Below are 13,383 nucleotides of genomic sequence, written 5' to 3' on the forward strand. Positions count from 1 at the left end.
CTCTTACTGCAGGTTTTCGAAGGTGGCGGCCAGTTCGGCGCCGGTCATGGGTTCCCGGGCCATCACGAAGATGGTGTCATCACCGGCGATGGTGCCGACGACATACGGTAGCGACGCGCGGTCGATGGCACTGGCCAGGTAGTGGGCGGCGCCGGGTGGGGTACGCAGCACCGCGAGATTCCCGCTGGCGTCGGTGGACACCAGCAGGTCACTGAGCAACCGGGTGACGCGTTCGGTGCCGCCGCTGACGCCGCGCACGGGGCTGCCGTCTTCGGGGACGACGTACGCACCGACGCCGCCATCGGCGCCGCGCAGCTTCACCGCGCCCAGCTCCTCCAGGTCACGCGACAGCGTGGCCTGGGTGACCTCGATGCCCTCGGCGGCCAGCAGCCCGGCCAGCTCGCTCTGACTGCGCACCGACCGTGACGACAGCAACGTCACGATCCGCGCCTGCCTGCCGGCCCGGGTGGTCGCAGACGTCATCGCGCAGTCCCGCGGTACTCCAGCAGCCAGACCAGCAGCGCCTTCTGCGCGTGCAGTCGGTTCTCCGCCTCGTCCCACACCGCACTCTGCGGACCGTCGAGCACGTCGTCGGTGACCTCGTGCCCGCGATGCGCCGGAAGGCAGTGCAGCACAACGGCTTCGGGGTCGGCGTGGCCCAGCAGTTCGGAGTTCACCTGGAACGGCCGGAATGGACGTACCCGGTCCAGGCCGTCGTTCTCCTGCCCCATCGATGTCCAGGTGTCGGTGACCAGCACGTCGGCGCCGGTGGCGGCGGCCACCGGGTCAGACGTGAGGGTGACCGCGGCGCCGGTCTGCTCGGACCGCTGGCGTGCCGCGGCGACGAACGCGGCGTGCGGCTCGAAGCCCCGCGGCGCGGCGATCGTCACGTCGATGCCCGCCGTGACACCGCCCAGCATCAGCGAGTGCGCCATGTTGTTGGCCCCGTCACCGAAGTACGTCATCCGCAGGCCCTTCAGGGAGCCCTTCCGTTCCACCAGGGTCTGCAGATCGGCCAGCACCTGGCAGGGGTGGAACTCATCGGAGAGCGCGTTGATGATCGGCACCGTCGACCCGGCCGCCATCGACGTCAGCCGTTCCTGGGCGAAGGTGCGCCACACGATGGCGTCGACGTAGCGCGAGAGCACCTGTCCGGTGTCCTCGAGGGTCTCCTCGCGACCCAGCTGCGTGCTGCGGCCATCGACGACGACGGCGTGCCCGCCGAGTTGGGCGATGCCCATCTCGAAGGAGAACCGGGTGCGGGTGGAGTTCTTCTCGAAGATCACCGCCACCCCCCGCGGCCCTTCCAGCGGGCGGCGGCTCATCGGCGAGTGTTTGAGATCGGCGGCCAGCGCCAGGACTTCCGCCTGCTCCTGCGGCGTCAGGTCGTCGTCCCGCAGGAAGTGCCGGATGGTCATCAAGAGTCCTTTGCGGTGTCGAGCACGGTGGGCAGCGCGGTGAGGAAGTGGTCGGCCTGCGCATCGGTGAGGATCAGCGGCGGCGCCAACCGGACCACGTTCGGGGCCGCGGCGTTGACCAGGAACCCGGCCTCACGCGCGGCCGTCTCGGCGGCTTTGGCCTTCTCCTCGGTCAGCACGATACCGATCAACAGACCTCTACCCCGAACATGGTCCACCAGTGGGTGATTCAGTGCTTCCACACCGTGGCTCAGCGTCTTGCCCAGCGCACCGGCCCGGGCGATCAGGTCGTCATCGGCCAGGGCGCGCAGCACCGCCAGCGCCGCCGCCGTGCACACCGGGTTGCCGCCGAACGTGCTGCCGTGCAGGCCCGGGGTCAGCAGATCGGCGGTGGGTCCGATGGCCAGGCAGGCACCGATCGGCAGTCCGCCGCCCAGCCCCTTGGCCAGGGTCACCACATCGGGGGTGACGCCGTCGTGGTGATGCGCGAAGAACGCCCCGGTGCGGCCGACCCCGGTCTGCACCTCGTCGAGGACCAGCAGAGCTCCTGCGGCGGTGGTGATCTCGCGTGCCGCGGACAGATAGCCGGGGGGTGGCACGACGACGCCGCCCTCCCCCATGATGGGTTCCAGGAACACCGCGGCGGTGTCGGTGTCGACGGCGTTGCGCAGCGCCTCGACGTCGCCGTAGGGCACGTGGGTGACATCGCCGGGTAGCGGTTCGAACGGCGCCCGCTTGGCCGGCTGGCCGGTCAGCGCCAACGATCCCATGGTGCGTCCGTGGAAAGCCCCTTCGGCGGCAACCACTTTCGTGCGTCCGGTGAGCCGGGTGATCTTGAACGCCACCTCGTTGGCCTCGGCGCCGGAATTGCAGAAGAACGCGCGCGCCGGCGCACCGAGGTGCGCTACCAGTTGTTCTGCCAGCGCGATACCGGGTTCGGTGGCATACAGATTGGAGACGTGCCCCAGCGTGTTGAGCTGGGTGGTGACGGCTTCGATCACCGCGGGGTGCCGGTGGCCCAGGAGGTTCACCGCGATTCCGCCGAGCAGGTCGAGGTAGGTCCTGCCGTCGGGGTCTGTGACGACGGCGCCGTCACCACTGGCCAGTGCCAGCGGCGGGGTGCCGTAGTTGTTCATCATCACGCTCTGCCAACGGTCCTGCAGCGCTTGTGTTTCACTCATGCGGGCACCACGCCTTCCTCGTCCGACTCCTCACCGGAGCTCGTCCCTCGCTCCGGCTTCGGCGTCGGCACCACCTTGGTTCCGGTTCCTTCATCGGTGAACAGCTCCGCGATGACACAGTGCTCCACCCGACCGTCGATCACATGCGCGCTCGGCACGCCGCCGTTGACGGCGCGCAGGCACGCCTCGATCTTGGGCACCATGCCGGATTCCAGGCTCGGTAGCAGGGTTGTGAGCGTGTCGGTGTCGATCTCGGTGACCAGCGACGTGCGGTCCGGCCAGTCGGTGTAGAGACCTTCGACGTCGGTGAGCATCAACAGCTTCTCGGCCCCCAACGCTTCGGCCAGGGCCGCGGCGGCGGTGTCGGCGTTGATGTTGTGCACGATGCCGACGACGTCGGGGGCGATGGTGGACACCACCGGAATCCGGCCCGCGCCGATGAGGTCGACTACCGCGGCGGTGTCGACCGTCTGCACGTCGCCCACCAGCCCGATGTCGGTGGCGACGCCGTCGACGTTGACGCTGCGGCGAACGGCGGTGAAGAGCTGTGCGTCTTCACCGGTGATTCCGACGGCATAGGGGCCGTGGGAGTTGATCAGCCCTACCAGTTCACGGCCCACCTGACCGAACAGCACCATGCGGGCGACGTCGAGCACCTCGGGCGTGGTGACCCGGAAGCCGCCCTTGAAATCTCCGGCAATGCCAAGGCGTTTCAGCATCGCCGAGATCTGCGGACCGCCACCGTGTACCACCACGGGGTGGATTCCGCAGTTGCGCAAAAACACCATGTCGTCGGCGAACGCCCGTTTGAGGTTGTCATCGGTCATGGCGTTGCCGCCGTATTTCACGACGACGATCTTGCCGTGCAGCTGCTTGAGCCACGGCAGCGCGCCGGCGAGGACCTGCGCCTTGGCCCGGGTGGGGACTACCTCGGTCATGAACTGTAGGCCGAGTTCTCTTCGACGTAAGCGTGCGACAGGTCGGTGGTCCGGATCGAAGCCTCGGCATCGCCGGCACCGAGGTCCACCCGCACGGTGATCTCGTCGCCGGACAGGTCGACCTCGCGCGCGCCTGGCGCGCCCGCACCGTCGACGCACACGTCGGAGCCGTTGAAGGACACCGAGATCCGGTTGGGGTCCAGCGTCACCGGTGCCATGCCCACGGCGGCAAGCACTCGGCCCCAGTTCGGATCGGAGCCGAACAGCGCAGTCTTGACCAGGCTGTCGCGGGCGATCACCCGGGCGGCCACCAGCGCGTCGTCTTCGCTGGCGGCACCGGACACGGTGATGGTGATCCGCTTGGTGACGCCTTCGGCGTCGGACTGCAACTGTGCGCACAGATCGTCACAGACGGCCAGGACGGCGGCGTCGAGTTGCTCCTGGGACGGGGTGATCTCGCTGGCGCCGGAGGCCAGCAGCAGCACGGTGTCGTTGGTGGAGCAACTGCCGTCGATGTCGAGGCGGTCGAACGTCCTGGCGGCGGCACGCGTGAGCGCGGTGTTCAAGGCCTCGGCGTCGGCCACCGCGTCGGTGGTGATGACGCACAGCATGGTGGCCAGCGACGGCGCCAGCATGCCAGCGCCCTTGGCCATTCCGCCCACGGTCCAGTTGTCGGCATGGTGCAGCGCAACCTGTTTGGGCACGGTGTCGGTGGTCATGATGGCGCGCGCGGCTTCGTCACCGCCGGAGAGCCCACCGGCCATCTCGTGGACGATCTCCTGCACACCGGCCAGCACCTTGTCCATGGGCAGCCGGTCACCGATGAGGCCTGTGGAACACACCGCGACCTCGATGGCGCCGGTCTCGGTACCCCATGCCGACAGTGCGGCCGCGACGGCCTCGGCAGTGGTGTGGGTGTCCTGGAACCCGCCCGGCCCGGTGCAGGCGTTGGCGCCGCCGGAGTTCAGGATGACGGCCCGCAGCCGTCCGGTGGTGAGCACCTGCCGGCTCCACTGCACCGGAGCGGCCTTGACCTGGTTGCGGGTGAACACACCCGCTGCGGCGTGGTCGGGGCCTTCGTTGAACACCAGGGCCAGGTCCAGCTTGCCCGAGGCTTTGATCCCCGCGGCGATTCCGGCGCCGCGGAAGCCCGCGGGCGCGGTGACCCCCTGTGTCCGCACGAGCCGCGTTGTGTCGACAGATCCCCGTCCTTTGAGAATCTCGGTCATGGTGCCACCCCCACAGTTGACAGTCCTTCGGTTTCCGGCCAGCCCAGCGCCAGGTTCATCGACTGCACCGCCGCGCCACCGGTGCCTTTCGTCAGGTTGTCGATGGCGCACACCGCGACCAGTGTCCTCGCATCTTCATCGACGGCGACCGCGATCTGCGCGGCGTTGCTGCCGATCACCGAACCGGTCTTCGGCAGCTGCCCCTCCGGCAGCAGGTGCACGAACGGCTCTGTCCCATAAGCCTTCTCGTAGGCGGCGCGCAGTTCCGACACCGGTGCGGCAGTTCGCGCGGTGCAGGTGGCCAGGATTCCGCGCGAGGTGGGGATGAGCACCGGCGTGAACGACACGGTGACGGGTTTGTCGGTGACGGCTCGCAGCCCCTGCGCGATCTCGGGGGTGTGCCGGTGAACGCCGCCGATGTTGTAGGCGCGCGCCGAGCCGATCACCTCCGAGCCCAGCAGATCCACCTTGGCGGCGCGACCGGCGCCGGAGGTGCCACTGACGGCGACGACGGTGACCGCGGGTTCCACGAGGTCTGCGGCCACGGCGGGCAGCAGTGCCAGCAGCGCGGCGGTCGGGTAGCAGCCGGGCACCGCGATGCGGGATGCGCCGCGCAGCGCATCCCGGGCGCCAGGCAGCTCGGGCAGTCCGTACGGCCAGCTGCCGGCGTGGTCGGAGCCGTAGAACCGCTTCCAGGCCGCCGCGTCGGTGAGCCGGAAGTCGGCACCGCAGTCGATGACCACGGTGTCGGGGCCGAGTTGTTCGGCAATGGCACCGGAGTGGCCGTGCGGAAGGGCCAGGAACACGATGTCGTGTCCGGTCAGCACGTCGAGTTCGGTGGGCTGCAGCACGCGGTCGGCCAGCGGCAACAGGTGCGGGTGGTGCTCACCGAGGGTGGTTCCCGCGGAGGCGGCTGCCGTCAGTGCACCGATGCTCAGCCGGCCGTCGGCGACGGCCGGGTGTCCCAGCAGGAGTCGAAGGATCTCACCACCGGCATATCCGCTGGCACCCGCCAACGCCAATGTCTTGGGCATACACGGATCTTTGCATCTTTATGCACCGATATGCAAATGAATTAACCCAAGTGGATCTAGGCGCGCATGGTGGCGCCGACACTCGCCGCCGCTGCGGCCACGGCGGCGTCGCGGGCAGCACTTGCTTCGTCTTCGGTGAGCGTGCGGTCGGGGGCACGGAATCGCAGCGCCAAGGCCAGCGACTTGCGCTGCTCGCCGACCTGCGGCCCGGTGTAGACGTCGAACAGCTGCACCGCTTCCAGCAGCTCGCCGGCACCGTCGCGGACGGCGTCGATCACCGTCTGGGCGGCGACATCGGCATCGACCACCAAGCTGATGTCCTGGAACACCGCCGGGAACGGCGACACCCGCGGGGCGGGCAGCGCCTCGGCGATCGGGATCGCGCTGAGATTCAACTCGGCCGCGCAGGTGCCCTTCGGCAGGCCGGCCCGTTCGATCACCGCCGGATGCAGCTGCCCGGCATGGCCGACGCTCACGTCGCCGACGAACACCTCGGCGCAGCGGCCCGGATGCCACGGCAGCAGCGCAGCCGGCCGAAGCGTGACCTCGACACCGGCCGCGCGCGCGATCACGCGTACCGCCTCGAAGGCATCGGCCGCCTCGACGGGGCGCCCGGCACCCCAGGGACCGCGAGGTTCCCGCAGCCCCGACAAGACGACCCCCACGTGCTGCGGCTGCAGCGGCAGCGACGCGTCCAGACCGGCGATCTCCTCGTCGGTGGGCCGACGGTCGGTCGGGATCAACTCGACGGCGCGCGTCTGCTCGGTCGGATGCACCACTTGGGCGATCGCGAACAGTGCGGTGTCGACGGCACCACGGGAAACGTTGCGGGACAACGCTTCCAGCAGACCCGGCAACAACGTGGTGGCCAGGTGCGGCCGGTCGGCTTCCAGCGGGTTGAGCACCCGGGTGGTGGAGCGCCGCGGATCATCGGCCGGCAACCCCCAGGTGTCGAACACCCCGGCCGGCAGGAACGGCGTCGGCAGGATCTCCACGTACCCCGACAGGGCCAGCGATTTCCCGACGGCACGGCGACGCTTCTGCCCGGCGGTCAGACCGCGGCCGGCGGGCGCGGTGGGCAGCACCGACGGGATGACGTCCAGTCCTTCGAGCCGCAGCACCTCCTCCACCAGGTCGGCGGGCTGCACCAGGTCGGGCCGCCAGCTCGGCGGTGTCACCGTCAAGACGTTGCGTTCGTCGACGGTCACTTTCGCGCCGATCTGTGTCAGCCGGTGGACGGTGGCACCCTCGGGGTAGTCCACCCCGGCGGTACGGTCCGGCAGGTCGGCGGCCATCCGCACCGGGGTGGGCGACCAGTCCTCCCGCGGCGGATCACCCCGCCAGTCGGTGAGCGTGGGTTCGATTGTGCCGCCTGCAATTTCGGCGAGCAGGCGCGAGCAGCGGTCGATCGCGGCGACGGAGATCGCCGGGTCGACGGCCCGCTCGTAGCGACGGCCCGCCTCGCTGACCAGGTGTAGCCGGCGCTGCGTGCGCGACACGGTGGCCGGATCCCACACCGCTGCTTCCAGCAGGATGTCGGTGGAGTCGTCGTTGATCTCGGTGGTGCCCGCGCCCATGATGCCGCCGATGGCAGCCGTGGCCACGTCGTCGACGATCAACACGTCACCCGGGTCGAGCTTGCGTTCGATGTCGTCGAGGGTGACCACCGTCTCCCCCGGCCGCGCGAAGCGGACTTCGAAGCCGCCGTTGATGCGTTTGCGGTCGTGGGCGTGCATGGGGTGCCCGAGTTCGATCATGACGTAGTTGGTGACGTCGACGGCGGGCGAGATGGGCCGGATACCGGACAGCAGCAGGCGTCGTCGCATCCACCACGGCGACAGCGCGTGCTGGTCGATCCCGGTGACCGGGCGCAGCGCGAAGCGGCTCACGCCGGTGCCGGGCTGGACGGTCAGCGGCCACGCCTCACCTTCGACGGGCAGCGGTTCCACGTCGGCCGGGTCGACGAACTCCAGGTCGAACGCGCAGGCGATTTCGCGGGCAATGCCGCGCACCGACAGTCCGTAGCCGCGGTCCGGGGTGATTGCCAGATCGAACACCACGTCGTCGAGCCCGAGCAGGTCGTAGGCCGACTCCCCCGGCTCGGCGGTACCCGGAGGCAGCACCAGGATGCCGGAATGGTCGGCCCCCATACCCAGTTCGGCTGCGGAGCAGATCATGCCGTCGGAGACACGGCCGTAGGTCTTGCGCTTGGCGATCTGGAAGTCGCCGGGCAGCGTCGTCCCGGGCAGCGCCACCACCACGGTGTCGCCGACCACGAAATTGCGTGCGCCGCATACGATGTCGCGTAACTCGGGTTCACCGACATCGACCTTGCAGGCCCTTATCGGTTTCTTGAATTCGGTGAGTTCCTCGATCTCGGCGACCCGGCCGACGGTCAGCGGACCGGTCACGGGCCCCAGGGTGAGGACGCCCTCGACCTCATGACCGATGCGGATCAGCGCCTGTTCGAGTTCCTCGGCAGAGACGTCCCAGCCAGGTGCCCCGGCAGAGACCACTTCACGCAACCAGCTGTACGGCAGTTTCATCAGGCACCGACCCCGAACGGCAGGGAGAACCGCACGTCACCTTCGACCATGTCTCGCATATCGGGGATGCCGTTGCGGAATTGCAGGGTGCGCTCCAGGCCCATACCGAAGGCGAAGCCGCTGTACACCTCGGGGTTGATCCCGGCGGCGCGCAGAACGTTGGGGTTCACCATGCCGCAGCCGCCCCATTCCACCCAGCCGGGGCCTCCTTTTTTACCCGCAAACCAGACGTCCACTTCCGCGGACGGTTCGGTGAAGGGGAAGAAGTGTGGCCGGATCCGGGTGCGCGCCTCGGGCCCGAACTCGGAGCGGGCAAACGCGTCCAGCGTGCCTTTGAGGTTGGCCATCGTCAGGCCGCGGTCCACGGCCAGCCCCTCGACCTGGTGAAAGACCGGGGTGTGGGTGGAATCGAGCTCGTCGGTCCGGAACGTCCGGCCGATCGAGATGATGTACACCGGCAGCTCACGCTCCAGCAGCGCCCGAACCTGCACCGGCGAGGTGTGGGTGCGCAGCAGCTGGCGGGAGCCCTCCGGCGCGATGTGGAAGGTGTCGGACTCGCTGCGCGCCGGGTGGTCGGGCGGGAAGTTCAGCGCGTCGAAGTTGAATTGTTCGGTCTCCACCTCGGGCCCCTCGGCCAGTTCCCAGCCCATCGCAACGAACGTGTCGGCGATGTGCTCGGCCAGGATCGTGATGGGGTGACGTGCGCCGGTGGGTTGCCGAGTCGACGGCAGCGTCACGTCGATGCGCTCGGCCACCAGGACAGCGGCATCGCGCTCGGCACGCAGGGCAGCCAACCGGTCGTCGTAGAGCTGCTGGGCCGCCGCGCGCGCGACGTTGACCCGCTTGCCGGCGTCGGCGCGGTCGGCCTTGGGCAGCGCACCCAAGGCTTGACGGGCCAGCGCCAACGGCGACTTGTCGCCCAGATGCTCGGTCTTGGCGCGGGCCAGGCCGTCCAGGTCAGTGGCCAGACTGAAGGCGTGGCCAGCCGCGCTGACCGCCTTGGTCAGGGTCTCCTCAGTGAGATCGGGGACCTGGGCCAGGTCTCCGACCTGGGGTTCTTCACCCACGCGACGCGGCTCCTCAGAGTTGGTTTCCAGCACAAACGCAAGTGCCGATCATAGGCGATGCACCCGCGCCACCCTCGCACCGTGCTCGAGGCGTCCCGGGAAGCAGCAGAGCCGGCGACCCCATGGGTCACCGGCTCTTCGTATGGCGACGCTTTCGGCGTCAGCGATCTCCGAATTCGTGCCGTTGGGCGATCGCGAGCAGCTCTTCGCGGACGGTGGAGTCCGGGAGGTCGTTGATCCGCGCGTAGAGACGACGGACTTCCTTGGCGCGCCGGCGCGACGCGCGGTACTGAGTGATGGACATGCGGTTCTTCTCCTCGATCGGTCCCGGATCAGCGGGACCTTGATGACGCTCGGTGTTGGACTACGGGATACCGCTTGTTCCAACGCCACCATCGTCTCTGTTAATTCTGCGTAAAACAACTTTCGCGGTGTGAGTTTGCGTACACCCCAACACATTTGAGCCAGCACACATCTGCGCAGGACTGTGACCGAGCCGACTACTTCCGGCTAGCGCTCGTCCTCGTCGTCGCCGTCGCGTTTGGACCGCAATTGGTACATCGCCAGGTCGGCGGGCACCCCGCTGGGCTTGGCGGCGAACATCTGCCTGCGGGCCCGGCGAGCGGTGACCCCCAGTGCCTCGAACTCGGCCGGGTCTATCAGGTCCAGCGTGGAACCGGAGACCATCACCCCGCCGCGGACGGCGCGTTCCATCACCCGGGCGGCGATGTTGACGTCGACGCCCAGCCAGTCGGCGCCGAGCCGCTGCGGCCTGCCGGTGTGCAGCCCGACCCGGATGCGGGGCGTATAACCGTCCACCTCAACGGTTTTCACGGCGTCACGGGCGGCCAGCACCGCGGTGACCGCAACGACGGGATCACGGAAGACGGCCATCAGCCCGTCGCCCATCCGTTTGACGATGTGCCCACCGCGATCCAGCAGCGGCGGTTCCACCGCGGCCGACACCAGCCGCAGCATCCGCAAGGTCAGATCGTCACCGGCTTGCAGAGACCACTCCGAGAAACCCACGAGATCGGTGAAGACGATGGTCACCTCGGGGTTGGCCGGTTTGCGGGACACCCGCTCGGTCAGCGCCTGCCACACCTGCAAACCGGCCAGGCTGACCTCCCGGGTGGCGGCATCGCGCGCACCGAGCAGCCGGTCGGCGGCCCGGGCGGCGGCGCGCGGACCACCGTCGCCGGCCATGGACAGCGGGTCACCGAAGTCCGGGTCGCCCGGCAGGGCGCGGCGTGCCCGGCGGATGAAGCCCACCACACCTGGGTTGGAGTTGGTGTCCTTGAACCATGCGGCGACGCGCTGGGCCGGCTCCTGCCGGTCCTGACCGCCCTCGGGCTCCATGTGGGAAACAGTATGTGTGACCGCCGGAACCGGGCAACGAGGGTAGCCGCGGCGTTTGCCGCCGGGCATCAAAAGGCCAGTTCACGTCCGCGCTGCAACCGAAGTACGGGAATGGCCGCAAAGACGAACAGTAGCCCGGCCATCAGGACATAGCTGTGAATTCCCGTGGCCGTGCTCACCGCAGTACCGGGAATCTGGGTGGCCTTGAGTATCTCGCCTCCGGCGACGTTGACGATCACGGAACCGAGCGCGAGTACGACGGAAACCAGTCCGGCGATCATGCCCTGCCGTTCTGGCGCTTCCAGGCTGGTCGCCAAGCTGTAGCCGGAGGCGCCGATCGCGCCGGCGGCCACACCCATCAGGGTGCCGCAGGCGATCGCCAACGGCAGCACCGTTGTTCCCACCACCATTGCGAACGTCGCCACCGCCCCAATGGCGATGCCGCCGAGCAGCGGGGCTCGCGGCCCCATCCGGCCCGCGATCCATCCGGCGCAGGTGCCGCCGACGGCGATGCCGAGGTTGGGTGCGGCAAGCAGCAGCGCGACCGCGCCACCGTCGCCCAGCCCGTAGCCGAGCCCCAGGTGGGGCGATACCTGGGCGACAATGCTGGTCAGTTGAAGCATGCTCCTGAACGCGCCCGCGGCCAGCACCAGAGCCAGCAGCGTCAACAGGATCGGTCGAGTCAAGCCCCGTAGGTCGATGATCGGTTGGTCGACGCGAAGCGCAACGAGCACCCAACCGGCCAGCGCGCTCACACCGGCCGCCAGCAGCGCGATCATCCCCGTATCCAGCCAGCCGACATCACTGCCGAGGCTGACGTAAGCGAGCACAGAACCGAGACCGCCACCGAGCAGGACCGCCCCCGCGATGTCGATGCGGCCGTCACCACGGACGGGCGACTCCGGGATGAAGGCGCGCACGCAGATCGCCGCGGCCGCAGCCAGCAGCGCCGCCACCAGGAACACGCTGCGGTAGCCGAATGCATCGATGGCAGGCTTCATCAGGAATGGCTCGAAGATGCCGACCACCGACGAACCCGAGGTCACGATCCCCACCATGGTCATCGCCACCGGCGGCGTGCAGATCTGCAGGACGAGGGCCACCGTGATGAAGATCGCGGCGAATGCGGCACCTTGCAGGAGCCGGCCCATCAGGAATACCCAGATGTTCGGGGCGACGAGACACAGCAGTGCACCTGCGCATGCGAGAACCAGTGTGCTGAGCAGGATCCGGCGCTTTCCGCAGAGGTCGGCCGCTCTTGCGAGCAGCGGTGACCAGAGCGCCCCCGCCAGCATCGCGCTGGCATTGAGCCAGGCGGCCTGATCGGTGTCGAAATGCTCCATCAGTTGCGGCAGGACCATCATCGGCGACCCGATGGCGACGTCGGCCAGCACGTTGGCAAGGGTGAGAACAGCGGCCCACACGATGAGGCGCGAATCCTTCACAGTGCCTGCAGCGCCTTGTTACGCGCGCTGATGGCAGCCCACGTGGTGGGCAGCATGCGGGCACGCCCGCTCTCGACACGACCCTGCGCGTGGGCCACGTACGGGCGCTGCCGAGACTCGTAGCGCGCGGGTTCGTCGCCGAGTTCTCCCGCGGAGAGCTGGCCGAGTTCTTCGGCGAGCAGACGGGCGCCGGTGAGGGCAAGAGAGGTGCCTCGCCCGGACAGGAATGAGGCGCAGTATCCCGCGTCACCGACGAGGACCACACGGCCGCGGTGCCAGGACGGTAGGCGCACCTGACTCGCGCCGGCGAGGTAGAAATTCGGATCCGTGCACGCCGCTTCGAGCAACTCGGGAATGCGCCACGAGCGGTGACCGGCGAAGGCGTCGACGAGAATCTGTCTCTGGGAGTCGATGTCGTGATGATCGTAATCGATTGGTGCCGAAAGAAACTGGAACACAGCGACGGTCTTGCCACCGTATCGGAAGACTCCGGCCATCTTTCCTGGCACGTTGTGGATCCTGTTGACGCCATCGGTGTCCGCCTGGGCGGGAAGATCGGCGAGGGCGAAGTACACCCCGAGATGGCGGAGGCAATGGTGGTCAGGTCCGAATACCAGCCTGCGCACCACCGAGTGTTGCCCGTCGGCCCCGATCACCAGGTGATATCGCCGGGCTCGGCCGGAGGCGAAACGCGCATCACCGTCTTCGGCCAGCGCCACGATCGAGTCGCCGAAGCGGATCTGCACGCTGTCCGGGACCGCGTCGGCCAGGATGCGTACAAGGTCCTCGCGGAGCAACTCGATGTCATCCTCGGAGTCGCTGACTTCGGCGAGCGGCAGCGGCGCCACGGGCTCGCCGCGGCCGTCGACGAAGTAGGTGCGCTCGGACATCCGGACCCGTCGATCCCGGATTTCGGCAAGCAGCCCCATGGTGTCCACCACCGCGATCGCATCGCCTCGGATATCGATGGGCGTACCGGAGAGCCGGAGGTGGTGGGCGCGTTCGACAACGGTGACGTGGTGGCCGCGGGTGCCGAATTCGAGTGCACACGCCAGCCCCGCGATACCCGCGCCCGACACGAGAATTTCCATGGAACCGCCCGAGTTTCTCCCTAAAGCGACTATCTGTCGCTTTAATGGCACGGTACACCATTGGTTTGCACCGCG

The 13,383-nt window shown here is 68.5% G+C and carries 12 protein-coding genes; all 12 read right to left on the reverse strand.

Annotated elements, in window-relative coordinates:
- Positions 1-3 precede the first annotated feature (3 nt).
- Complete coding sequence (locus tag AC3A6P_RS27090; RefSeq protein WP_487695218.1) at positions 4-483, reverse strand: arginine repressor; 480 nt, start codon at positions 481-483, stop codon at positions 4-6.
- Complete coding sequence (gene argF, locus AC3A6P_RS27095; protein WP_487695219.1) at positions 480-1,418, reverse strand: ornithine carbamoyltransferase; 939 nt, start codon at positions 1,416-1,418, stop codon at positions 480-482. Before argF ends, AC3A6P_RS27090 begins: the two co-directional genes overlap by 4 nt.
- Complete coding sequence (locus AC3A6P_RS27100) at positions 1,418-2,599, reverse strand: acetylornithine transaminase (protein ID WP_487695221.1); 1,182 nt, start codon at positions 2,597-2,599, stop codon at positions 1,418-1,420. The genes argF and AC3A6P_RS27100 overlap by 1 nt, the downstream gene beginning before the upstream one ends.
- Positions 2,596-3,537 (reverse strand): acetylglutamate kinase, encoded by a 942-nt coding sequence (gene argB / locus AC3A6P_RS27105; RefSeq protein ID WP_487695222.1) that lies wholly within the window; start codon positions 3,535-3,537, stop codon positions 2,596-2,598. The genes AC3A6P_RS27100 and argB overlap by 4 nt, the downstream gene beginning before the upstream one ends.
- Positions 3,534-4,766, reverse strand: coding sequence for a bifunctional glutamate N-acetyltransferase/amino-acid acetyltransferase ArgJ (gene argJ, locus AC3A6P_RS27110; protein WP_487695224.1), 1,233 nt, complete (start codon positions 4,764-4,766; stop codon positions 3,534-3,536). Before argJ ends, argB begins: the two co-directional genes overlap by 4 nt.
- Complete coding sequence (gene argC, locus AC3A6P_RS27115; protein ID WP_487695226.1) at positions 4,763-5,800, reverse strand: N-acetyl-gamma-glutamyl-phosphate reductase; 1,038 nt, start codon at positions 5,798-5,800, stop codon at positions 4,763-4,765. Before argC ends, argJ begins: the two co-directional genes overlap by 4 nt.
- A gap of 56 nt (positions 5,801-5,856) precedes the next feature.
- Positions 5,857-8,346, reverse strand: coding sequence for a phenylalanine--tRNA ligase subunit beta (pheT, locus tag AC3A6P_RS27120; protein ID WP_487695227.1), 2,490 nt, complete (start codon positions 8,344-8,346; stop codon positions 5,857-5,859).
- The gene (gene pheS / locus AC3A6P_RS27125) at positions 8,346-9,386 is read right to left on the reverse strand and encodes a phenylalanine--tRNA ligase subunit alpha (RefSeq protein ID WP_487695384.1); all 1,041 of its coding nucleotides are present in this window, start codon (positions 9,384-9,386) and stop codon (positions 8,346-8,348) included. Before pheS ends, pheT begins: the two co-directional genes overlap by 1 nt.
- A gap of 187 nt (positions 9,387-9,573) precedes the next feature.
- The gene (locus tag AC3A6P_RS27130) at positions 9,574-9,717 is read right to left on the reverse strand and encodes a hypothetical protein (RefSeq protein ID WP_487695229.1); all 144 of its coding nucleotides are present in this window, start codon (positions 9,715-9,717) and stop codon (positions 9,574-9,576) included.
- A 206-nt stretch (positions 9,718-9,923) separates the two neighbouring features.
- Positions 9,924-10,772 (reverse strand): adenylate/guanylate cyclase domain-containing protein, encoded by an 849-nt coding sequence (locus AC3A6P_RS27135; protein ID WP_487695231.1) that lies wholly within the window; start codon positions 10,770-10,772, stop codon positions 9,924-9,926.
- Between the two features lie 68 nt (positions 10,773-10,840).
- On the reverse strand, positions 10,841-12,217 hold the full coding sequence (locus AC3A6P_RS27140) for an MFS transporter (protein ID WP_487695232.1): 1,377 nt from the start codon (positions 12,215-12,217) through the stop codon (positions 10,841-10,843).
- A complete protein-coding gene (locus tag AC3A6P_RS27145) occupies positions 12,214-13,308 on the reverse strand; it encodes an FAD-dependent monooxygenase (protein ID WP_487695234.1) in 1,095 nt (364 codons plus the stop codon). Before AC3A6P_RS27145 ends, AC3A6P_RS27140 begins: the two co-directional genes overlap by 4 nt.
- Positions 13,309-13,383 lie beyond the last annotated feature (75 nt).

It is taken from the genome of Mycobacterium sp. Soil_C_30 (assembly GCF_057656995.1).

Excerpts from the sequence above, each read along its gene's own strand:
- AC3A6P_RS27090 (WP_487695218.1), bottom strand. The coding sequence starts at position 483 with ATGACGTCTGCGACCACCCGGGCCGGCAGGCAGGCGCGGATCGTGACG.
- argF (WP_487695219.1), bottom strand. The coding sequence starts at position 1,418 with ATGACCATCCGGCACTTCCTGCGGGACGACGACCTGACGCCGCAGGAG.
- AC3A6P_RS27100 (WP_487695221.1), bottom strand. The coding sequence starts at position 2,599 with ATGAGTGAAACACAAGCGCTGCAGGACCGTTGGCAGAGCGTGATGATG.
- argB (WP_487695222.1), bottom strand. The coding sequence starts at position 3,537 with ATGACCGAGGTAGTCCCCACCCGGGCCAAGGCGCAGGTCCTCGCCGGC.
- argJ (WP_487695224.1), bottom strand. The coding sequence starts at position 4,766 with ATGACCGAGATTCTCAAAGGACGGGGATCTGTCGACACAACGCGGCTC.
- argC (WP_487695226.1), bottom strand. The coding sequence starts at position 5,800 with ATGCCCAAGACATTGGCGTTGGCGGGTGCCAGCGGATATGCCGGTGGT.
- pheT (WP_487695227.1), bottom strand. The coding sequence starts at position 8,346 with ATGAAACTGCCGTACAGCTGGTTGCGTGAAGTGGTCTCTGCCGGGGCA.
- AC3A6P_RS27130 (WP_487695229.1), bottom strand. The coding sequence starts at position 9,717 with ATGTCCATCACTCAGTACCGCGCGTCGCGCCGGCGCGCCAAGGAAGTC.
- AC3A6P_RS27135 (WP_487695231.1), bottom strand. The coding sequence starts at position 10,772 with ATGGAGCCCGAGGGCGGTCAGGACCGGCAGGAGCCGGCCCAGCGCGTC.
- AC3A6P_RS27145 (WP_487695234.1), bottom strand. The coding sequence starts at position 13,308 with ATGGAAATTCTCGTGTCGGGCGCGGGTATCGCGGGGCTGGCGTGTGCA.